The sequence below is a fragment of the Chromohalobacter sp. 48-RD10 genome (assembly GCF_029889785.1).
Lineage (GTDB): Bacteria > Pseudomonadota > Gammaproteobacteria > Pseudomonadales > Halomonadaceae > Chromohalobacter.
On sequence record NZ_JARANX010000013.1, the window covers coordinates 14,844 to 31,740 of the forward strand.

Consider the following 16,897-nt stretch of genomic DNA (forward strand, 5'->3'; position numbering starts at 1 on the left):
TCAAGTCCGGCGCCCACGTGGTGGCGGACTTGACGAGGCTCGTCGCCAGACATTAGAATGCGCTGCCTTTAACAGTGGGGTGGGTACGTCCTGTCCCAATGTTGAAAGGTTTGGCAACCATTGGAGTCAGCTACAGATATGGCAACGATCAATCAGCTCGTGCGCAAGCCGCGCAAGCGCCCGGCCGCCAAGAGCGACGTGCCGGCGCTGCAGTCTTGCCCGCAAAAGCGCGGGGTTTGCACCCGTGTCTACACTACCACTCCGAAGAAGCCGAACTCGGCGCTTCGTAAGGTTTGCCGCGTGCGCCTGACGAATGGCTACGAAGTCGCTTCCTATATCGGTGGTGAAGGTCACAACCTGCAGGAACACTCCGTGGTCCTGATCCGCGGCGGTCGTGTAAAAGACTTGCCGGGTGTGCGTTATCACACCGTTCGCGGTGCGCTGGATACTTCCGGTGTTCAGAATCGCCGTCAGGGCCGTTCCAAGTACGGTACCAAGCGTCCCAAGTCTTGATCGCTGAGCGATCAAGACATCAACTACTACCGGTCAGATAAGAGTAAGGTCGAGCGCGCGATGCGTCGTCTCGAGTTTACCTGAAGGACCCTTCGAAACGAGGGCTTATCATGCCTAGAAGAAGAGTTGTCGCCAAACGCGAAATCCTCCCGGATCCGAAATTCGGAAGTGAGCGTCTGGCCAAGTTCATGAACCACCTGATGATCAGCGGCAAGAAATCTGTAGCTGAGCGCATTGTCTACGGTGCGCTGGACAGGGTTGCCGAACGTAACAAAGATGAGCCGCTGGAAACCTTCGACAAGGCGCTGGAAACAATCCAGCCGATGGTTGAGGTCAAGTCTCGCCGCGTTGGCGGTGCGACCTATCAGGTGCCCGTGGAAGTCCGTCCTTCTCGCCGTCAGGCCCTGGCCATGCGCTGGCTGGTGGATGCGGCGCGCAGTCGTGGTGAGAAGACCATGGTGCAGCGCCTCGCTGGCGAAATGCTGGACGCCGCCGAAGGCAAGGGTGCTGCTGTGAAGAAGCGTGAAGACGTGCATCGCATGGCAGATGCCAACAAGGCCTTCTCTCACTACCGCTTCTAACCAACGGGGTATTCCATCGTGGCACGCAAGACTCCGCTTAATCGCTACCGTAATATCGGTATCGTGGCTCACGTCGACGCCGGGAAGACTACCACTACCGAGCGTGTCCTGTTCTATACTGGCCTGTCTCACAAGGTCGGCGAGGTGCATGATGGTGCCGCCACCATGGACTGGATGCAGCAGGAGCAGGAGCGTGGTATCACGATTACCTCCGCTGCGACCACTTGCTTCTGGCAGGGGATGAGCAAGCAGTTCGACGAGCATCGCATCAATATCATCGATACGCCGGGGCACGTCGACTTCACGATCGAAGTCGAGCGCTCCTTGCGCGTTCTCGACGGTGCCGTCGTCGTGCTTTGTGGTTCCTCCGGGGTTCAGCCGCAGACCGAAACGGTTTGGCGCCAGGCCCACAAGTATGAAGTTCCGCGCATGGTGTTCGTCAACAAGATGGACCGCGCCGGTGCCGATTACTTCATGGTACTCGACCAGCTCAAGCAAAAGCTGGGGGCCAATACGGTCCCGATCCAGATCAACTGGGGCGCGGAAGATAACTTCAAAGGGGTTGTCGACCTGATCCAGATGAAGGGGATCCTCTGGGATGAGGCCAATCATGGCATGAACTATGAGCTCGTCGATATTCCCGATGAGCTCAAGGATACTGCTGCCAAGTACCGTGAGCAGATGGTCGAAGCCGCCGCCGAGGCGTCCGAAGAGCTGATGGACAAGTACCTCGAAGAGGGCGACCTTTCCGAGGCAGACATCAAGGCTGGCTTGCGTCGCCGTACCCTGGATAACGAGATCGTTCTGGTGACGTGCGGTAGCGCGTTCAAGAACAAGGGCGTCCAGGCGGTACTCGATGGCGTGATCGAATATATGCCGTCGCCGACCGAAGTCAAGGCTATCGAAGGTGAGCTTGACGATAAGGATGGCACCATCGCCACGCGTGAAGCGGACGATAAAGCGCCTTTTGCCGCGCTGGCCTTCAAGATCGCTACTGACCCGTTCGTGGGGACGCTGACCTTTATTCGCGTCTACTCGGGTGTGCTCAAGTCCGGTGATAGCATCTTCAATTCCGTGAAGAGCAAGAAGGAGCGCGTGGGCCGTATCGTCCAGATGCACTCCAATTCACGCGAGGAGATCAAGGAAGTCTATGCGGGCGACATCGCTGCCTGCATCGGGCTCAAGGATGTTACTACTGGCGACACTCTCTGTGATCTGCAGGACAAGATCATTCTTGAGCGCATGGAATTTCCGGATCCGGTGATCTCGGTCGCCGTGGAGCCGAAGTCCAAGCCCGACCAAGAGAAGATGGGGACCGCGCTGGGCAAGCTGGCTCAGGAAGATCCTTCTTTCCGCGTCAAATCCGATGAGGAAACCGGTCAGACGATCATTTCTGGCATGGGCGAGCTCCACCTCGACATCATCGTCGATCGTCTGCGTCGTGAATTCAAAGTCGACGCCAATATCGGTAAGCCTCAGGTAGCCTACCGCGAGACGGTTCGCGCCAGTGTCGAGCAGGAAGGCAAGTTCGTTCGTCAGTCGGGTGGTCGTGGTCAGTACGGTCACGTGCTGCTGCGCATTGAGCCGCTGACGCCCGAAGATAAAGGCGAAGACGAAGAAATGAACTTCAAGTTCGCCTCCGAAATCGTCGGTGGTGTGGTTCCCAAGGAATACGTGCCGGCCGTCGAGAAAGGGGCCTATGAGCAGCTGCAGAACGGTGTCATTGCGGGCTATCCGATGATTGACGTCAAGGTCACGCTGTTCGATGGTTCCTACCATGACGTGGACTCGAACGAGACTGCGTTCAAGGTTGCCTCTTCCATGGCGATCAAGGAAGGCGCGCCGAAGGCCAAGGGCGTGCTGCTGGAGCCGGTAATGAAGGTTGAGGTCGTGACTCCCGAAGAATTCATGGGGGACGTCATGGGCGACATTAACCGCCGCCGTGGCCTCGTTCAGGGCATGGAGGATTCGCCGTCTGGCAAGATTATCCGTGCCACGGTGCCGCTGGCTGAGATGTTCGGTTACGCGACCGATTTGCGCTCTCAGACCCAGGGCCGCGCAAGCTACACTATGGAGTTTGCGGATTACGAAGAGGCGCCCTCCAGCGTCGTTGAAGCCGTCATCAACCAGAATGGTTAACCGTTAGCTAACGTAAAGAGGTTATAGCAGTGGCTAAGGAAAAATTTGAACGTAACAAATCGCATATCAACGTCGGTACCATCGGTCACGTCGACCATGGCAAGACCACGCTGACTGCGGCACTGACTCGCGTTTCCGCAGAAGTTTTCGGCGGCGACTGGCGTGAATTCTCCACGATCGATAACGCGCCGGAAGAGCGTGAGCGCGGTATCACCATCGCGACGGCTCACGTCGAATACCAGTCCGAGGAGCGCCACTACGCGCACGTCGACTGCCCGGGGCACGCCGACTATGTCAAGAACATGATCACCGGCGCCGCGCAGATGGATGGCGCGATTCTGGTCTGTTCCGCGGCTGACGGCCCGATGCCGCAGACGCGTGAGCACATCCTGCTATCTCGTCAGGTTGGTGTTCCGAACATCGTCGTGTTCTTGAATAAGGCCGATATGGTCGACGACGCAGAGCTCCTCGAGCTGGTCGAAATGGAAGTTCGTGAACTCCTCAACGAGTACGACTTCCCGGGCGATGACTGCCCGATCATCACCGGCTCCGCTCTGATGGCGCTGGAAGGCAAGGATGACAACGGCATGGGTACCACCGCCGTTGCTAACCTCGTTCGTGCTATGGATGAGTACATTCCCGAGCCCGAACGTGCCATCGATCAGCCGTTCCTGATGCCGATCGAAGACGTGTTCTCGATTTCTGGTCGCGGTACCGTTGTGACTGGTCGTGTCGAGCGCGGCGTCGTCAAGAGCGGTTCAGACGTCGAGATCGTGGGTATGAAAGATACCGCCAAGACGACCGTTACTGGCGTTGAGATGTTCCGCAAGTTGCTCGACGAAGGTCGTGCTGGCGAGAACATTGGCGCGCTGTTGCGTGGCACCAAGCGTGACGACGTTGAGCGTGGCCAGGTGCTGGCCAAGCCGGGTACTATCACGCCCCACACTACCTTCGAAGCTGAAGTCTATGTGTTGTCCAAGGAAGAAGGCGGTCGTCACACGCCATTCTTCAAGGGCTATCGTCCGCAGTTTTACTTCCGGACCACGGACGTAACCGGAACCTGTGAGCTGCCGGAAGGCGTCGAAATGGTCATGCCGGGCGATAACGTCCAGATGACTGTGACGCTGATCGCGCCGATCGCCATGGAAGACGGCCTGCGCTTCGCGGTTCGCGAAGGTGGGCGTACCGTGGGAGCCGGTGTTGTCGCCAAGATCATCCAATAAGGGCTCCGTCCTTCGATGATCGAAGGGGGCTCCCTTGGGAGCCCCCTTTCTGTGCATGTTTGACAGTCACTGTCAGCCTGCCTATAATGCGCATCCTTTGAATGCGTGGGTAGACGGCTCGCGCCGTCGACATCCATTGGAGTTTAAGGCTAATGCAGAACCAAAAGATTCGCATTCGGTTGAAGGCCTTTGACCATCGCCTGATTGACCAGTCCGCGCAAGAAATCGTGGATACCGCGAAGCGTACCGGTGCTCAGGTCCGTGGTCCGATCCCGCTGCCGACTAATCGCGAGCGCTATACCGTATTGGTTTCGCCGCACGTCAACAAAGACGCGCGCGATCAGTACGAGATTCGCACTCACAAGCGTGTGCTCGACATTGTCGAACCCACGGAAAAAACCGTAGACGCGTTGATGAAGCTCGACCTCGCCGCTGGCGTGGATGTGCAAATCAAGCTCGACTGACCACACTAGTCACTAGCGGCTTTTCTATAAAGTCGTCACGCCGTGATGGCGTCACACAATGTGCTAGTGGAATGCTCTGGAAAGGGCAGCCATAGCGGGTGACAGCCCCGTACACTAAAGGAGACTGAACATGACTATCGGTTTGGTCGGTAAAAAGAGCGGCATGACCCGCATCTTTACCGAAAATGGCACCTCCGTGCCCGTAACCGTTATCGAGGTCGAGCCGAATCGCGTGACTCGCGTCAAGACTGTCGACACCGACGGTTATAGCGCGATTCAGGTGACTTCGGGATCCCGCAAGGCCAAGCATCTGACCAAGGCTGCCGCAGGGCAGTACGCCAAGTCAGGTGTCGAGGCCGGTCGTGCATTGATGGAGTTTCGCCTGGCAGAAGGCGAAGACGCTCCTGAAGTGGGCGGCAACATCACCGTATCCCTCTTTGAAGCCGGTCAGAAAGTCGATGTGACTGGCACCTCTAAAGGCAAGGGCTTCCAGGGCGCCGTCAAGCGCTGGAATTTCCGTACCCAAGACAATGGCCACGGCAACTCGCTTGCGCACCGCGCACCGGGCTCCATCGGTATGTGCCAGACGCCGGGTCGCGTCTTCAAGGGCAAGAAGATGGCCGGTCAGCTGGGCAATGAGCGCGTGACCGTCCAGAGCCTGGAAATAGTGCGCGTCGATGCCGAGCGTAACCTGCTTCTGGTAAAAGGCGCCGTGCCGGGTGCGACCGACTGCGAAGTCACCGTACGCAGTGCCGTTAAAGCTCGCTGAGGGGTATGAGACCGATGAATTTGAATCTCGCAGGTGCCGAAGCAGGCACTGTCGAAGTGTCCGACGCTACCTTCGGTAAAGAGTTTAACGAGTCGCTGGTCCATCAGGTCGTGACTGCGTATTTCGCAGCCGGTCGCCAGGGGACTCGTGCACAGAAGACTCGCGCCGAAGTGCGTGGCGGCGGTAAGAAGCCGTGGCGTCAAAAAGGTACTGGTCGTGCGCGTGCCGGTACTATCCGCTCGCCATTGTGGCGTAGCGGCGGCGTTACTTTTGCAGCACGCCCCCAAGACTACACCCAGAAAGTCAACCGCAAGATGTACCGCGCGGCCATGCGCTCGATTCTCTCTGAGCTGGTCCGTCAGGAACGTCTGACCGTCGTTGACAGCATTGCGGTGGATGCCCCCAAGACCAAGCAGCTGATTGCCAAGCTGAAGGACCTGGATCTCGAGAAAGCGTTGATCGTCACCGAAGATATCGACGAAAAGCTGTTTCTCGCCGCGCGTAACATTCCCTACGTCGATGTGGTGGATGTCGCGGCTGCCGATCCGGTGAGCCTGATTGCCTTTGATAAGGTGCTGGTCACCGTTTCCGCTCTGCGTAAATTCGAGGAGAAGCTGGGATGAACCAGGAACGCGTATTCAAGGTTCTGCTCGGGCCTCACATGACCGAGAAGGCCGCATTCGCCGCCGAAAACAACCAGTACGTGTTCAAGGTGGCCCAGGACGCGACCAAGCCCGAGATCAAGAAAGCCGTCGAAGCGCTCTTCGAGAAGAAGGTCGTTGGTGTGCAAGTCTTGAACGTCAAGGGTAAGACCAAGCGCACGCAGCACGGTGTTGGTCTGCGCAAGGGATATCGCAAGGCATACGTCACACTGGCGGCCGGCGAGACTCTCGAAGACTTCTCTGGCGCCGAGTAAGGCAGGAGTACGGATCATGGCAGTTGTTAAGACCAAACCCACGTCCGCCGGTCGTCGTCACGTCATCAAAGTCGTCAACGACGGGCTCTACAAGGGCCGTCCTTATGCCGGTCTGTTGGAGAAGCAATCCAAGAGCGGCGGTCGTAACAATAACGGTCGCATCACTACCCGTCATGTCGGGGGTGGTCACCGTCAGCATTATCGTGTGATCGATTTCAAACGTGCCAAGGATGGCGTTGCCGCCGTCGTTGAGCGCCTTGAATACGATCCCAATCGTAGCGCCAACATTGCGCTGCTCAAGTATCTGGATGGCGAGCGTCGCTACATTATCGCTCCGCGTGGTGTGAAAGCGGGCGACCGCTTGGAGTCCGGCGTCAATGCAGCGATCAAGCGTGGTAACGCGCTGCCGCTGCGTAACATTCCGGTAGGGTCTACCGTGCACTGCATTGAGATGAAGCCCGGCAAGGGTGCTCAAATCGCGCGAAGTGCCGGTGCCAGTGCCCAACTGGTAGCACGTGAAGGCAACTACGCCACTGTGCGTCTACGCTCCGGCGAGATGCGCAAGATTCTGGCCGAATGTCGTGCGACCTTGGGCGAAGTGGGCAATTCCGAGCACAGCCTCCGTCAACTTGGCAAGGCCGGTGCGAAGCGCTGGAGAGGTGTGCGCCCGACGGTTCGCGGTGTCGCGATGAACCCGGTCGACCATCCACATGGTGGTGGTGAAGGCCGCACCAGCGGTGGCCGTCATCCGGTCAGCCCATGGGGTATCCCCACCAAGGGCCACAAGACCCGCAAGAACAAGCGCACCGACAAGCTGATCGTCCGTCGCCGCAAGGCCCGGAAGTAAGATCGAACGCCAAGACATTAAGAGGTAACGGCTGTGCCACGTTCACTGAAGAAAGGTCCTTTTATTGACCTTCATCTGCTGAAGAAGGTTGAGACTGCAGCGGAAAAGAGCGACCGCAAACCGATAAAGACCTGGTCGCGTCGCTCCATGATCCTACCCAATATGGTCGGGCTCACCATTGCAGTCCATAACGGACGTCAACATGTCCCGGTGCATGTCTCCGAGGAAATGGTTGGCCATAAGCTGGGCGAATTCGCTGCCACCCGCACCTACCGCGGCCATGCGGCGGACAAGAAAGCCAAACGGTAAGCCAGAGAGGTTAGAGAGATGGAAGTCACTGCAAAGCTGCGTGGCGCTCGTTTATCCGCCCAGAAGGCCCGTTTGGTGGCTGACCTGGTGCGCGGTAAGCCGGTCGCCGAAGCACTGGATTCGTTGACGTACTCGCCGAAGAAAGCGGCGAAGGTCGTCAAGAAAGTGCTTCAGTCCGCCATCGCGAATGCGGAAGAAAACAATGGCATGGACATCGACGAGCTGCGTGTCTCGACCATCTGCGTCGATGAGGGCATGACGCTTAAGCGCATCCAGCCTCGCGCCAAAGGCCGTGCGGATCGCATTTTGAAGCGCACTTGCCACATCACCGTCAAGGTAGCCGAGAAGTAGGAGTCGACCAGATGGGTCAGAAAGTAAATCCGACAGGTATTCGGCTAGGCATCGTTAAGGATCACCGCTCCGTCTGGTACGCCGAGCGTGGTGCTTATGCCGATAAGCTGAATAATGACCTCGAAGTGCGTCGTTTCCTGGAGCAGCGTTTGAAAAACGCCTCTGTGAGCGACATCACCATCGAGCGTCCAGCCAATAACGCACGCATCACCATTCACACCGCCCGTCCGGGCATCGTGATTGGCAAGAAGGGCGAGGATGTCGATCGCCTGCGTCGCGATCTCTCCGAGATGATGGGCGTGCCGGTGCACGTCAACATCGAGGAAGTCCGCAAGCCGGAACTCGACGCTCAACTCGTCGCACAGAATGTGTGCGGTCAGCTCGAGCGCCGCGTAATGTTCCGTCGTGCCATGAAGCGCGCTGTACAGAACGCCATGCGCCTAGGCGCCGGCGGCATCAAGATCCAGTTGTCAGGGCGTCTTGGTGGTGCAGAAATCGCGCGCACCGAATGGTACCGCGAAGGTCGCGTGCCGCTGCACACGCTGCGCGCCGACATCGATTACGCCACTTACGAAGCGCACACCACTTACGGCGTTATCGGCGTCAAAGTGTGGGTCTTCAAGGGTGAAATCCTCGGCGGCATCGAGGAAGTGCGTGCCAAGCAGAAACAAGCTCAGGCACCGGGGCCCAAGAAGAAAGGTTCCAAGTAAGGGGAGAGTGATCGATGTTACAACCCAAGCGTACGAAATTTCGCAAGGTGCAGAAAGGTCGTAACCGCGGTCTTGCGCATCGCGGAAGTAAGGTGAGCTTCGGTGAGTACGGCCTGAAAGCCACCGGTCGCGGACGCGTCACTGCTCGCCAGATCGAAGCCGGCCGTCGTGCCATTACGCGTCACGTCAAGCGTGGCGGCAAGATCTGGATCCGCGTCTTCCCGGATAAGCCAATCACCGAGAAGCCGCTGGAAGTCCGTATGGGTAAGGGTAAGGGCTCCGTTGAATACTGGGTGGCCCAAATCCAGCCCGGGAAGGTGCTTTACGAGATCGAAGGCGTTTCCGAGGAGCTGGCGCGCGAGGCTTTTGACCTGGCCGCCCAGAAGTTCCCGGTCTCCACCACCTTTGTAAAACGGACGGTGATGTGATGAAAGCCCAGGAAATTCGTGAAAAATCAGTCGAAGCGCTTCAGCAGCAGCTGCTCGAGCTCCTCCGGGAGCAGTTCAACCTGCGCATGCAGAAGGCCACCGGTCAGCTGAGCCAGACTCATCTGCTCAAGCAGGTGCGTCGCGATATCGCTCGCGTTAAGACTGTGCTCAATGAGAAGGCAGGTGACTGAGATGGCTGAAGAAAATAATGCTCGCACACTAAATGGCAAGGTCGTGAGCGACAAGATGGACAAGTCCGTCGTCGTTCAGGTCGAGCGCCGTGTTCGGCATCCTATTTACGACAAGTACGTGAAGCGCTCCACCAAACTGCACGCCCATGACGAGGCGAACCAGGCTCGGGTCGGTGACACGGTCTCTATCGAAGAGTGTCGCCCGATCTCCAAGTTGAAAGCCTGGACGCTGGTCGAGGTGGTCGAGCAGGCCAAGGGCTGAGCAGGCCAGAGCCTTTCACCAGTGCAGTCAGTTTAGGTTTGGAGAAAACCGATGATTCAGACGCAGACAAAGCTGGATGTCGCCGACAACAGCGGCGCGCGCCGGGTGCAATGCATCAAGGTGCTGGGCGGGTCACACCGCCGTTACGCGCGTGTTGGTGACGTCATCAAAGTGACGGTCAAGGAAGCGATTCCGCGAGGCAAGGTCAAAAAAGGCCAAGTCCTCAAGGCCGTCGTGGTACGTACCAAGAGTGGTGTCCGTCGTACAGACGGTTCACTGATCCGCTTCGATGGAAATGCGGCCGTTCTGTTGCAAAACGCCAACGAGCAGCCGATCGGTACCCGTATCTTCGGGCCGGTTACGCGTGAGCTTCGCAACGAGAAGTTCATGAAGATCATTTCCCTGGCGCCTGAAGTGCTGTGAGGAGCGAGGCGGATATGCGTAAGATTAAACGTGACGACGAAGTGATCGTCATTGCCGGCAAGGACAAGGGTAAGCGCGGCACAATTAAACGGGTCCTGGATGGGTCCTATGTCGTGTCCGGTGTGAACATGGTCAAACGTCACACCAAGCCTAACCCCATGCAAGGCAAGCAGGGGGGTATCGTCGAGCGTGAGGCCCCGATTCACGGATCCAACGTGGCCATCTTCAATCAGGAGACCGGCAAGGCGGATCGCGTCGGCTTCCAGATTCAGGAAGACGGTACCAAGGTACGTATCTACAAGTCGACGCAAAAGCAGATCGACGCCTAACGCGAGTCGGGTAGCAAAATGGCGAACTTGAAAGAACGTTATCAGAACGAGGTGGCAGCTCAGCTCCAAGAGCAGTTCAGCTACGCCAACGTGATGCAGATACCGCGGATCACCAAGGTGACCCTTAATATGGGCATCGGCGATGCGACCAGTGACAAGAAGCTGATCGACAACGCCGTTGGCGACCTGGAGAAACTCTCTGGTCAGAAGCCGGTAGTGACCAAGGCGCGCAAGTCAATCTCAGGCTTCAAGGTCCGCGAAAGCTGGCCGATCGGCATCAAGGTGACTTTACGTCGCGAACGGATGTGGGATTTCCTCGATCGTCTCGTGAACGTCGCGATTCCGCGCGTTCGTGACTTTCGTGGTCTGAACCCCAAGTCCTTCGATGGTCGTGGCAACTACTCTATGGGTGTGCGTGAACAGATCATCTTCCCCGAGCTCGAATATGATAAGATCGATCGTATTCGCGGGTTGGATGTCACAGTCACCACTACTGCCAACACCGATGAAGAAGGCCGTGCGCTGCTGAGCGCGCTGAACTTCCCGTTCAAGAAATAAGGGTGGGATCATGGCAAAGAAAAGCATGATTGAGCGTGAGCTCAAGCGCGCGAAGCTGGTAGACAAGTACGCGGCCAAGCGTGCCAAGCTCAAGGCTGTCATCTATGACGTCAACGCTTCTGATGAAGAGCGCTTCGATGCCCAACTGAAGCTTCAGGAGTTGCCGCGCGATTCCAGCCCGGTACGTCAGCGTAATCGCTGCCACGTAACCGGTCGTCCGCATGGCTTCTACCAAAAGTTCGGCTTGGGCCGCAATAAACTGCGTGAAGCCGCCATGCGTGGCGACGTACCTGGGCTCAAGAAGTCCAGCTGGTAAGCTACGCGAGAATCAGGAGCGCAACGTAATGAGCATGCAAGATACTCTGGCGGATATGTTTACCCGTATCCGCAATGCGCAGATGGCCATCAAGGAGACGGTTTCAATGCCGTCTTCCAACCTCAAGGTCGAGGTGGCTCGCGTATTGAAGCAAGAGGGGTATATCTACGACTTCACTGTCACGGAAGGCGCCAAGCCCCAGCTGATCGTTACTCTCAAGTACTTCGAGGGTAAACCGGTCATCGAGCACATTCAGCGCTTTTCCAAGCCGTCCCTGCGCTCTTACAAGGGCAAGGACACGCTGCCGAAAGTCGCGGATGGTCTGGGCATCGCGATCGTCACCACTTCCCAGGGCGTGATGACCGATCGTGCGGCGCGTCAGGCCGGTGTCGGTGGTGAAGTCATCTGCACCGTATTCTAGGAGTTTGGAATGTCCCGCGTAGCCAAATATCCGGTGAAACTGCCGAGTGGCGTCGAGGTCAAACTCGAGGCCAACAAGCTGACCGTCAAGGGCGGTCAGGGCACGCTCTCCATGACCGTGCATTCCGATGTCACCGTGGGCCAAGAAGAAGGCCAGCTGACATTCAATCCGAGCGAGTCCGCTAAAAGCTGGGCGATGGTCGGAACCACACGTGCGCTGGTACAGAACCTCGTTACCGGCGTTTCGGAAGGCTTTAGCAAGTCTCTCGAGATCAACGGTGTCGGTTACCGCGCGCAAGTAAGTGGCGACACACTCAACCTGACATTAGGTTTCTCGCACCCTGTCGAGTATACGCTGCCTGAAGGTGTGACGGCCGAAGCGCCGAAGAATACCACGATTGTGCTGAAAAGCGCGGACAAGCAGAAGCTCGGCCAGGTTGCAGCGGAAATTCGTGCCTTCCGTCCGCCCGAACCCTATAAGGGCAAGGGGATTCGGTATGGCGACGAAGAAGTCCGCCGCAAAGAAGCCAAGAAGAAGTAAGGCAGGGTTATGAACGCGAAGAAAGAATCTCGTCTCCGTCGTGCCCGCCGCGCTCGCGCCAAGATTCGCGAGCTTGGCGTGTCTCGCTTGTGCGTCAATCGCACGCCGCGCCATATCTACGCGCAGATCATTTCGCCGGATGGTGGCCGAGTACTGGCCAGTGCATCCACGCTCGATAAGAGCCTGCGTGAAGGATCCACGGGCAATGCAGACGCCGCCTCCAAGGTGGGCGCCCTGATTGCCGAACGCGCAAAGGAAGCGGGCATCACCGAGGTGGCCTTTGATCGTGCCGGGTTTAAATACCACGGTCGTATCAAGGCCCTGGCAGATGCCGCTCGTGAAGGCGGCCTGGAATTCTAAAGGGTTTTACGATGGCGAATAACGAACAGAAGGGCGGCGATCTGCAAGAGAAACTCGTGCAGGTAAACCGCGTCGCCAAGGTTGTGAAAGGTGGTCGTATTTTCGGCTTCACCGCACTGACCGTCGTTGGCGATGGCAACGGTCGCGTCGGCTTCGGCCGCGGCAAAGCACGTGAAGTGCCTATCGCGATTCAGAAGGCGATGGATCAGGCTCGCCGCAACATGGTGAAGGTAAGTCTCAGTGGCTCTACGCTGCAGTACCCCACGAAGGCCCGTCACGGTGCCTCCAAGGTGTTTATGCAGCCGGCGTCTGAAGGTACCGGTATCATTGCTGGCGGTGCCATGCGCTCCGTACTCGAACTGGCAGGCGTCCATGACGTACTCGCCAAGTGTTACGGTTCTACCAACCCGGTGAACGTGGTGCGGGCGACTGTTAACGGTCTCGCTGCCATGCGGTCTCCGGAGGATGTTGCCGCTAAGCGTGGCATGTCCGTCGAAGAGCTCGCGGGGTAAGGCATCATGGCATCAGCAACGATCAAGGTTACCCAGACTCGTAGTACCATCGGCATTCTTGAAAAGCACAAGGCCACTATCCGTGGCTTGGGCTTGCGCCGCATCGGTCACACGGTTGAGCTGGAAGACACCCCCGCCGTACGCGGTATGGTCAACAAGGTTAATTACCTTGTGCGTGTTGAGGGAGAGTAATCCATGAAACTCAATAGTCTGAGCCCTGCACTGGGCTCGAAGCACACCGAGAAGCGCGTCGGTCGTGGCATCGGCTCCGGTCTGGGCAAGACCGGTGGCCGCGGTCACAAAGGCCAGAAGTCACGCTCCGGTGGGTCCGTGAAGCCCGGTTTTGAAGGCGGTCAGATGCCGTTGCAGCGTCGTCTGCCGAAATATGGTTTCACGTCCATCAAGGCGCTGGCCTCCGAAGAGGTGCGCGTGGCGGAGTTGGCCAAGATCGACAGTGATATCGTCGATCTGGATAGCCTTAAGAAAGCCAACGTACTCAAGGATAATACCCAGTACGCGAAGGTGATTCTCTCCGGTGAACTGAACAAAGCAGTTACGGTTCGTGGTCTCAAGGTCACCAAAGGTGCCCGTGGCGCGATCGAAGCTGCCGGTGGCAAGGTAGAGGACTAATGGCTAAGTCAGGAAATATGCCGGCCAGTGGAAGTGGTCTGAGTGAACTTTGGGCGCGTTTGCGTTTCGTGTTCATCGCCATCGTGGTGTACCGTATCGGTGCCCATATTCCGGTGCCTGGCATCAATCCTGACCAGCTTGCTGCCTTGTTCAGGGAAAATCAGGGCACCATCCTAGGCATGTTCAACATGTTTTCGGGTGGTGCGCTGTCGCGCATGAGTATTTTTGCGTTGGGGATCATGCCGTATATCTCCGCGTCGATCATCATGCAGCTCCTGACGGCGGTCTCGCCTCAGCTGGAACAGCTGAAGAAAGAAGGTGAGGCTGGCCGGCGCAAGATCAACCAGTACACGCGCTACGGTACGGTGCTGCTGGCATTGATCCAAGCGACCGGCATGGCAGTCGGTCTGGTCGGACAGGGCGTCGCCTATAGCGGCGATCTCAGCTTCTACTTCACAGCGATCGTGACGTTTGTCGCGGGTGCCGTGTTCCTTATGTGGCTGGGAGAGCAGATCACCGAGAAAGGCATTGGTAACGGCATTTCCCTTATCATCTTCGCGGGTATCGTGGCGGGTCTTCCGAGCGCTATCGGTCAGTCTTTCGAGCTGGCGCGAAATGATGGGGCCTGGAATATCTTGCCGTTGCTGTCGTTGGCAGTCCTGGGGATCGCGACTGTTGCATTCGTGGTCTTCATCGAGCGTGGTCAGCGACGCATCAAGGTGAATTATCCGCGGCGTCAGGTAGGCAACAAGATGTATGCCGGGCAGAGCAGCTATCTGCCGCTGAAGGTCAACATGGCCGGTGTCATTCCGCCGATCTTTGCCTCCAGTATCTTGCTGTTTCCGGCCTCGATTGGCCAATGGATCGGTGACGGGCAGAACATGGCCTGGCTCCAGACGGTGTCGCAAGCGCTTGGGCCGGGGCAGCCGCTGTACATCTTGCTTTTCGCGGCGGCGGTGCTATTCTTCTGCTTCTTTTACACGGCGTTGGTCTTCAATCCCAAGGATGTCGCCGACAACCTGAAGAAGTCTGGAGCGTTTCTACCGGGAATTCGTCCGGGTGAGCAAACGTCCCGCTATATCGATAAGGTCATGACGCGTCTGACGCTTTTCGGCGCCTTATACATCACCGCAGTTTCCCTGATGCCTCAGTTCCTTGTGGTGGCCTGGCAAGTACCTTTCTATTTTGGCGGTACTTCCTTGCTCATCGTGGTAGTGGTAGTCATGGACTTCATGTCCCAGGTGCAGTCGCATCTGATGTCGAATCAATATGAATCGGTGATGAAGAAGTCCAACCTGAAAGGCTATGGCAGCGGCGGTATCCTGCGTTAAACGCGCCCCGCTAGGTTTTTTGGAGAGAACGATGAAAGTTCGAGCTTCCGTCAAGAAAATGTGCCGTAACTGCAAGATCATTCGGCGCAATGGCGCGATTCGTGTCATCTGTAGCGAACCGCGGCATAAGCAGCGCCAGGGTTGATCCTACGCTGATTTACAAGCGGGTGTAGGTATGCCCCTTGTCTCTTAGGAGGCAAAGGGGTATGCTATTGCGCCCTTATAGACGACTAAACGAGCAAGCCGCTCAACATTCGGAGTAAGCTGATGGCCCGTATTGCAGGCGTCAATATCCCGGACAATAAGCATGCGGCGATCTCGCTGACCTACATCTTCGGGATTGGCCGTACACGCGCGCAGGAAATCTGCGTCGCTACCGGCATCGCGTCGACGACGAAAGTTCAGGAACTGTCCGCCGAGGAGGTGGATATCCTGCGTAACGAAGTCGGCAAGTATACCGTTGAAGGCGATCTTCGCCGTGATACGACGCTTAACATCAAGCGTCTCATGGACTTGGGTTGCTATCGTGGTCTGCGTCATCGTCGTGGTCTTCCGCTGCGTGGTCAGCGTACCAAGACCAATGCGCGTACCCGTAAAGGACCGCGTAAGCCGATTCGCAAATAAAACGCACGTTCTGGCGTTAAGACAGGAATAGACATCAACATGGCTAACCCGCGTAGTAACCGTAAAAAGGTGAAAAAGCAGGTAGTGGATGCGGTTGCCCACATCCATGCCTCTTTTAACAACACGATCGTGACGATCACAGACCGCCAGGGCAACGCCCTTTCTTGGGCGACTGCCGGTGGTTCGGGTTTTCGTGGTTCTCGCAAGAGCACCCCGTTCGCTGCTCAAGTAGCAAGCGAACGTGCAGCGACCGCTGCAGCCGAGTATGGTGTGAAAAACGTCGACGTGCTGGTCAAGGGACCCGGTCCCGGCCGTGAATCCGCCGTGCGTGCGCTCAATGCTGCGGGTTTCCGCGTGCAGAGCATTACCGACGCGACGCCCGTTCCCCATAACGGCTGCCGTCCGCCGAAGAAACGCCGCGTTTAAGGAGACAGATTCATGGCACGTTATATTGGACCGAAGTGCAAACTGTCTCGTCGTGAAGGCACCGATCTCTTTTTGAAGAGCGGTGTTACTCCCTTCGAGAAAAAGTGCAAATCCGAGCAGATCCCGGGTGTCCACGGCCAGCGCCGTCAGCGTCTTTCCGACTATGGCTTGCAGCTTCGTGAGAAGCAGAAAGTACGCCGCATGTATGGCGTACTCGAGAAGCAGTTCCGCAATTACTACAAGGAAGCGGCCCGCCTCAAGGGCGCGACTGGCGAGTTGTTGTTGCAGCTTCTCGAATCCCGACTGGACAATGTCGTCTACCGTATGGGTTTCGGCTCCACGCGTTCCGAAGCGCGTCAGTTGGTCAGCCACAAGGCAATCGCCGTGAATGGCCGTAGCGTCAACGTGGCTTCCTATCAGGTCAAGCCAGGTGACGTGGTGTCCGTCCGTGAAAAGTCCAAGAACCAGGCGCGTATTCAAAACGCCCTGGGAATCGCCGCCAACCGTGGCGATGTGACTTGGACCGACGTCGACTCCAAGAAGATGGAAGGCACTTTCAAGGCTGTCCCGGAACGCGGCGACCTGTCTGCCGACATCAACGAAAACCTGATCGTCGAGCTGTACTCGAAGTAATCATGCAGCCACTGCGTGATGCCGCCAGGCCCCATGCCAGGGCCTGGTTTCGAGTACCGAGTATCCGTTTGGCAGCCTGAAAGGTGTTCTT

At 57.4% G+C, this 16,897-nt stretch carries 30 protein-coding genes; all 30 read left to right on the forward strand.

From position 1 onward, the window contains the following. The first annotated feature begins 138 nt into the window (after positions 1–138). The 30 genes from rpsL to rpsD all read left to right on the forward strand — a co-directional run bounded on the left by rpsL (position 139) and on the right by rpsD (position 16,806). Positions 139–513: a 30S ribosomal protein S12 gene (rpsL, locus tag OP496_RS12825; RefSeq protein ID WP_040239433.1), complete on the forward strand. Its 375-nt coding sequence runs from the start codon at positions 139–141 to the stop codon at positions 511–513. Between the two features lie 110 nt (positions 514–623). Next, positions 624–1,094, forward strand: a complete 471-nt coding sequence (gene rpsG, locus OP496_RS12830; RefSeq protein WP_280564048.1) for a 30S ribosomal protein S7 — start codon at positions 624–626, stop codon at positions 1,092–1,094. A gap of 18 nt (positions 1,095–1,112) precedes the next feature. Next, positions 1,113–3,233, forward strand: coding sequence for an elongation factor G (gene fusA, locus OP496_RS12835; RefSeq protein WP_280564050.1), 2,121 nt, complete (start codon positions 1,113–1,115; stop codon positions 3,231–3,233). Between the two features lie 29 nt (positions 3,234–3,262). Then, complete coding sequence (tuf, locus tag OP496_RS12840; RefSeq protein WP_280564052.1) at positions 3,263–4,456, forward strand: elongation factor Tu; 1,194 nt, start codon at positions 3,263–3,265, stop codon at positions 4,454–4,456. A gap of 152 nt (positions 4,457–4,608) precedes the next feature. Further along, positions 4,609–4,920: a 30S ribosomal protein S10 gene (gene rpsJ / locus OP496_RS12845; protein WP_040239425.1), complete on the forward strand. Its 312-nt coding sequence runs from the start codon at positions 4,609–4,611 to the stop codon at positions 4,918–4,920. A 130-nt stretch (positions 4,921–5,050) separates the two neighbouring features. Continuing rightward, complete coding sequence (rplC, locus tag OP496_RS12850) at positions 5,051–5,689, forward strand: 50S ribosomal protein L3 (protein WP_280564053.1); 639 nt, start codon at positions 5,051–5,053, stop codon at positions 5,687–5,689. Positions 5,690–5,703: 14 nt separating this feature from the next. Then, a complete protein-coding gene (gene rplD / locus OP496_RS12855; protein ID WP_280564054.1) occupies positions 5,704–6,312 on the forward strand; it encodes a 50S ribosomal protein L4 in 609 nt (202 codons plus the stop codon). Next, positions 6,309–6,605: a 50S ribosomal protein L23 gene (gene rplW, locus OP496_RS12860; RefSeq protein WP_280564056.1), complete on the forward strand. Its 297-nt coding sequence runs from the start codon at positions 6,309–6,311 to the stop codon at positions 6,603–6,605. The genes rplD and rplW overlap by 4 nt, the downstream gene beginning before the upstream one ends. A gap of 16 nt (positions 6,606–6,621) precedes the next feature. After that, on the forward strand, positions 6,622–7,452 hold the full coding sequence (gene rplB / locus OP496_RS12865; protein WP_280564059.1) for a 50S ribosomal protein L2: 831 nt from the start codon (positions 6,622–6,624) through the stop codon (positions 7,450–7,452). A 33-nt stretch (positions 7,453–7,485) separates the two neighbouring features. After that, entirely contained in the window at positions 7,486–7,761 is a 276-nt protein-coding gene (rpsS, locus tag OP496_RS12870) for a 30S ribosomal protein S19 (protein ID WP_280564062.1), read from the forward strand. Between the two features lie 18 nt (positions 7,762–7,779). After that, positions 7,780–8,112, forward strand: a complete 333-nt coding sequence (gene rplV / locus OP496_RS12875) for a 50S ribosomal protein L22 (protein ID WP_280564065.1) — start codon at positions 7,780–7,782, stop codon at positions 8,110–8,112. 11 nt (positions 8,113–8,123) lie between these two features. Then, a complete protein-coding gene (gene rpsC / locus OP496_RS12880) occupies positions 8,124–8,822 on the forward strand; it encodes a 30S ribosomal protein S3 (protein ID WP_040239410.1) in 699 nt (232 codons plus the stop codon). A gap of 14 nt (positions 8,823–8,836) precedes the next feature. Further along, complete coding sequence (gene rplP / locus OP496_RS12885) at positions 8,837–9,250, forward strand: 50S ribosomal protein L16 (protein ID WP_280564068.1); 414 nt, start codon at positions 8,837–8,839, stop codon at positions 9,248–9,250. Continuing rightward, entirely contained in the window at positions 9,250–9,441 is a 192-nt protein-coding gene (gene rpmC, locus OP496_RS12890; RefSeq protein WP_011505737.1) for a 50S ribosomal protein L29, read from the forward strand. The genes rplP and rpmC overlap by 1 nt, the downstream gene beginning before the upstream one ends. Position 9,442: 1 nt before the next feature. Then, the gene (gene rpsQ / locus OP496_RS12895; protein ID WP_280564070.1) at positions 9,443–9,703 is read left to right on the forward strand and encodes a 30S ribosomal protein S17; all 261 of its coding nucleotides are present in this window, start codon (positions 9,443–9,445) and stop codon (positions 9,701–9,703) included. 51 nt (positions 9,704–9,754) lie between these two features. Beyond that, a complete protein-coding gene (gene rplN, locus OP496_RS12900) occupies positions 9,755–10,126 on the forward strand; it encodes a 50S ribosomal protein L14 (RefSeq protein ID WP_280564071.1) in 372 nt (123 codons plus the stop codon). Positions 10,127–10,140: 14 nt separating this feature from the next. After that, positions 10,141–10,455: a 50S ribosomal protein L24 gene (rplX, locus tag OP496_RS12905; protein WP_247621433.1), complete on the forward strand. Its 315-nt coding sequence runs from the start codon at positions 10,141–10,143 to the stop codon at positions 10,453–10,455. An 18-nt stretch (positions 10,456–10,473) separates the two neighbouring features. Beyond that, complete coding sequence (rplE, locus tag OP496_RS12910; RefSeq protein WP_280564072.1) at positions 10,474–11,013, forward strand: 50S ribosomal protein L5; 540 nt, start codon at positions 10,474–10,476, stop codon at positions 11,011–11,013. Positions 11,014–11,023: 10 nt separating this feature from the next. After that, complete coding sequence (gene rpsN, locus OP496_RS12915) at positions 11,024–11,329, forward strand: 30S ribosomal protein S14 (RefSeq protein WP_280564073.1); 306 nt, start codon at positions 11,024–11,026, stop codon at positions 11,327–11,329. Positions 11,330–11,357: 28 nt separating this feature from the next. Continuing rightward, positions 11,358–11,750, forward strand: coding sequence for a 30S ribosomal protein S8 (gene rpsH / locus OP496_RS12920; protein WP_280564077.1), 393 nt, complete (start codon positions 11,358–11,360; stop codon positions 11,748–11,750). Between the two features lie 9 nt (positions 11,751–11,759). After that, positions 11,760–12,290, forward strand: a complete 531-nt coding sequence (rplF, locus tag OP496_RS12925) for a 50S ribosomal protein L6 (RefSeq protein ID WP_280564080.1) — start codon at positions 11,760–11,762, stop codon at positions 12,288–12,290. Positions 12,291–12,299: 9 nt separating this feature from the next. Continuing rightward, positions 12,300–12,650, forward strand: coding sequence for a 50S ribosomal protein L18 (gene rplR, locus OP496_RS12930; protein WP_280564081.1), 351 nt, complete (start codon positions 12,300–12,302; stop codon positions 12,648–12,650). A gap of 11 nt (positions 12,651–12,661) precedes the next feature. Then, positions 12,662–13,162, forward strand: a complete 501-nt coding sequence (rpsE, locus tag OP496_RS12935) for a 30S ribosomal protein S5 (RefSeq protein WP_280564083.1) — start codon at positions 12,662–12,664, stop codon at positions 13,160–13,162. A 6-nt stretch (positions 13,163–13,168) separates the two neighbouring features. Beyond that, complete coding sequence (rpmD, locus tag OP496_RS12940) at positions 13,169–13,354, forward strand: 50S ribosomal protein L30 (RefSeq protein WP_246976047.1); 186 nt, start codon at positions 13,169–13,171, stop codon at positions 13,352–13,354. Positions 13,355–13,357: 3 nt separating this feature from the next. Next, positions 13,358–13,792, forward strand: a complete 435-nt coding sequence (gene rplO / locus OP496_RS12945; RefSeq protein ID WP_280564087.1) for a 50S ribosomal protein L15 — start codon at positions 13,358–13,360, stop codon at positions 13,790–13,792. Continuing rightward, positions 13,792–15,123 carry a preprotein translocase subunit SecY gene (secY, locus tag OP496_RS12950; protein WP_280564088.1) on the forward strand — a complete coding sequence of 444 codons (1,332 nt, stop codon included), beginning with the start codon at positions 13,792–13,794 and terminating at the stop codon, positions 15,121–15,123. The genes rplO and secY overlap by 1 nt, the downstream gene beginning before the upstream one ends. A gap of 31 nt (positions 15,124–15,154) precedes the next feature. After that, positions 15,155–15,268, forward strand: a complete 114-nt coding sequence (gene rpmJ / locus OP496_RS12955) for a 50S ribosomal protein L36 (protein ID WP_075369409.1) — start codon at positions 15,155–15,157, stop codon at positions 15,266–15,268. Positions 15,269–15,390: 122 nt separating this feature from the next. Further along, positions 15,391–15,747, forward strand: coding sequence for a 30S ribosomal protein S13 (gene rpsM / locus OP496_RS12960; protein WP_280564089.1), 357 nt, complete (start codon positions 15,391–15,393; stop codon positions 15,745–15,747). A gap of 39 nt (positions 15,748–15,786) precedes the next feature. Then, a complete protein-coding gene (rpsK, locus tag OP496_RS12965) occupies positions 15,787–16,173 on the forward strand; it encodes a 30S ribosomal protein S11 (RefSeq protein ID WP_011505752.1) in 387 nt (128 codons plus the stop codon). Between the two features lie 12 nt (positions 16,174–16,185). Further along, complete coding sequence (gene rpsD, locus OP496_RS12970) at positions 16,186–16,806, forward strand: 30S ribosomal protein S4 (protein WP_280564090.1); 621 nt, start codon at positions 16,186–16,188, stop codon at positions 16,804–16,806. The last annotated feature ends 91 nt before the right edge of the window (positions 16,807–16,897 follow it).

What these genes read in the sequence shown, in the direction of transcription:
- rpsE (WP_280564083.1), top strand. Translation starts at nt 12,662, where the DNA reads ATGGCGAATAACGAACAGAAGGGCGGCGATCTGCAAGAGAAACTCGTG.
- rpsK (WP_011505752.1), top strand. Translation starts at nt 15,787, where the DNA reads ATGGCTAACCCGCGTAGTAACCGTAAAAAGGTGAAAAAGCAGGTAGTG.
- rpsD (WP_280564090.1), top strand. Translation starts at nt 16,186, where the DNA reads ATGGCACGTTATATTGGACCGAAGTGCAAACTGTCTCGTCGTGAAGGC.
- rpsQ (WP_280564070.1), top strand. Translation starts at nt 9,443, where the DNA reads ATGGCTGAAGAAAATAATGCTCGCACACTAAATGGCAAGGTCGTGAGC.
- rpsH (WP_280564077.1), top strand. Translation starts at nt 11,358, where the DNA reads ATGAGCATGCAAGATACTCTGGCGGATATGTTTACCCGTATCCGCAAT.
- rplO (WP_280564087.1), top strand. Translation starts at nt 13,358, where the DNA reads ATGAAACTCAATAGTCTGAGCCCTGCACTGGGCTCGAAGCACACCGAG.
- rpmD (WP_246976047.1), top strand. Translation starts at nt 13,169, where the DNA reads ATGGCATCAGCAACGATCAAGGTTACCCAGACTCGTAGTACCATCGGC.
- rpsC (WP_040239410.1), top strand. Translation starts at nt 8,124, where the DNA reads ATGGGTCAGAAAGTAAATCCGACAGGTATTCGGCTAGGCATCGTTAAG.
- rplV (WP_280564065.1), top strand. Translation starts at nt 7,780, where the DNA reads ATGGAAGTCACTGCAAAGCTGCGTGGCGCTCGTTTATCCGCCCAGAAG.
- rplP (WP_280564068.1), top strand. Translation starts at nt 8,837, where the DNA reads ATGTTACAACCCAAGCGTACGAAATTTCGCAAGGTGCAGAAAGGTCGT.
- rplE (WP_280564072.1), top strand. Translation starts at nt 10,474, where the DNA reads ATGGCGAACTTGAAAGAACGTTATCAGAACGAGGTGGCAGCTCAGCTC.
- rplX (WP_247621433.1), top strand. Translation starts at nt 10,141, where the DNA reads ATGCGTAAGATTAAACGTGACGACGAAGTGATCGTCATTGCCGGCAAG.
- rpsN (WP_280564073.1), top strand. Translation starts at nt 11,024, where the DNA reads ATGGCAAAGAAAAGCATGATTGAGCGTGAGCTCAAGCGCGCGAAGCTG.
- rpsL (WP_040239433.1), top strand. Translation starts at nt 139, where the DNA reads ATGGCAACGATCAATCAGCTCGTGCGCAAGCCGCGCAAGCGCCCGGCC.
- rplN (WP_280564071.1), top strand. Translation starts at nt 9,755, where the DNA reads ATGATTCAGACGCAGACAAAGCTGGATGTCGCCGACAACAGCGGCGCG.
- rpsJ (WP_040239425.1), top strand. Translation starts at nt 4,609, where the DNA reads ATGCAGAACCAAAAGATTCGCATTCGGTTGAAGGCCTTTGACCATCGC.
- rplW (WP_280564056.1), top strand. Translation starts at nt 6,309, where the DNA reads ATGAACCAGGAACGCGTATTCAAGGTTCTGCTCGGGCCTCACATGACC.
- rpmC (WP_011505737.1), top strand. Translation starts at nt 9,250, where the DNA reads ATGAAAGCCCAGGAAATTCGTGAAAAATCAGTCGAAGCGCTTCAGCAG.
- secY (WP_280564088.1), top strand. Translation starts at nt 13,792, where the DNA reads ATGGCTAAGTCAGGAAATATGCCGGCCAGTGGAAGTGGTCTGAGTGAA.
- rplF (WP_280564080.1), top strand. Translation starts at nt 11,760, where the DNA reads ATGTCCCGCGTAGCCAAATATCCGGTGAAACTGCCGAGTGGCGTCGAG.
- rpmJ (WP_075369409.1), top strand. Translation starts at nt 15,155, where the DNA reads ATGAAAGTTCGAGCTTCCGTCAAGAAAATGTGCCGTAACTGCAAGATC.
- rpsG (WP_280564048.1), top strand. Translation starts at nt 624, where the DNA reads ATGCCTAGAAGAAGAGTTGTCGCCAAACGCGAAATCCTCCCGGATCCG.
- rplD (WP_280564054.1), top strand. Translation starts at nt 5,704, where the DNA reads ATGAATTTGAATCTCGCAGGTGCCGAAGCAGGCACTGTCGAAGTGTCC.
- rpsM (WP_280564089.1), top strand. Translation starts at nt 15,391, where the DNA reads ATGGCCCGTATTGCAGGCGTCAATATCCCGGACAATAAGCATGCGGCG.
- rplR (WP_280564081.1), top strand. Translation starts at nt 12,300, where the DNA reads ATGAACGCGAAGAAAGAATCTCGTCTCCGTCGTGCCCGCCGCGCTCGC.
- rplB (WP_280564059.1), top strand. Translation starts at nt 6,622, where the DNA reads ATGGCAGTTGTTAAGACCAAACCCACGTCCGCCGGTCGTCGTCACGTC.
- rplC (WP_280564053.1), top strand. Translation starts at nt 5,051, where the DNA reads ATGACTATCGGTTTGGTCGGTAAAAAGAGCGGCATGACCCGCATCTTT.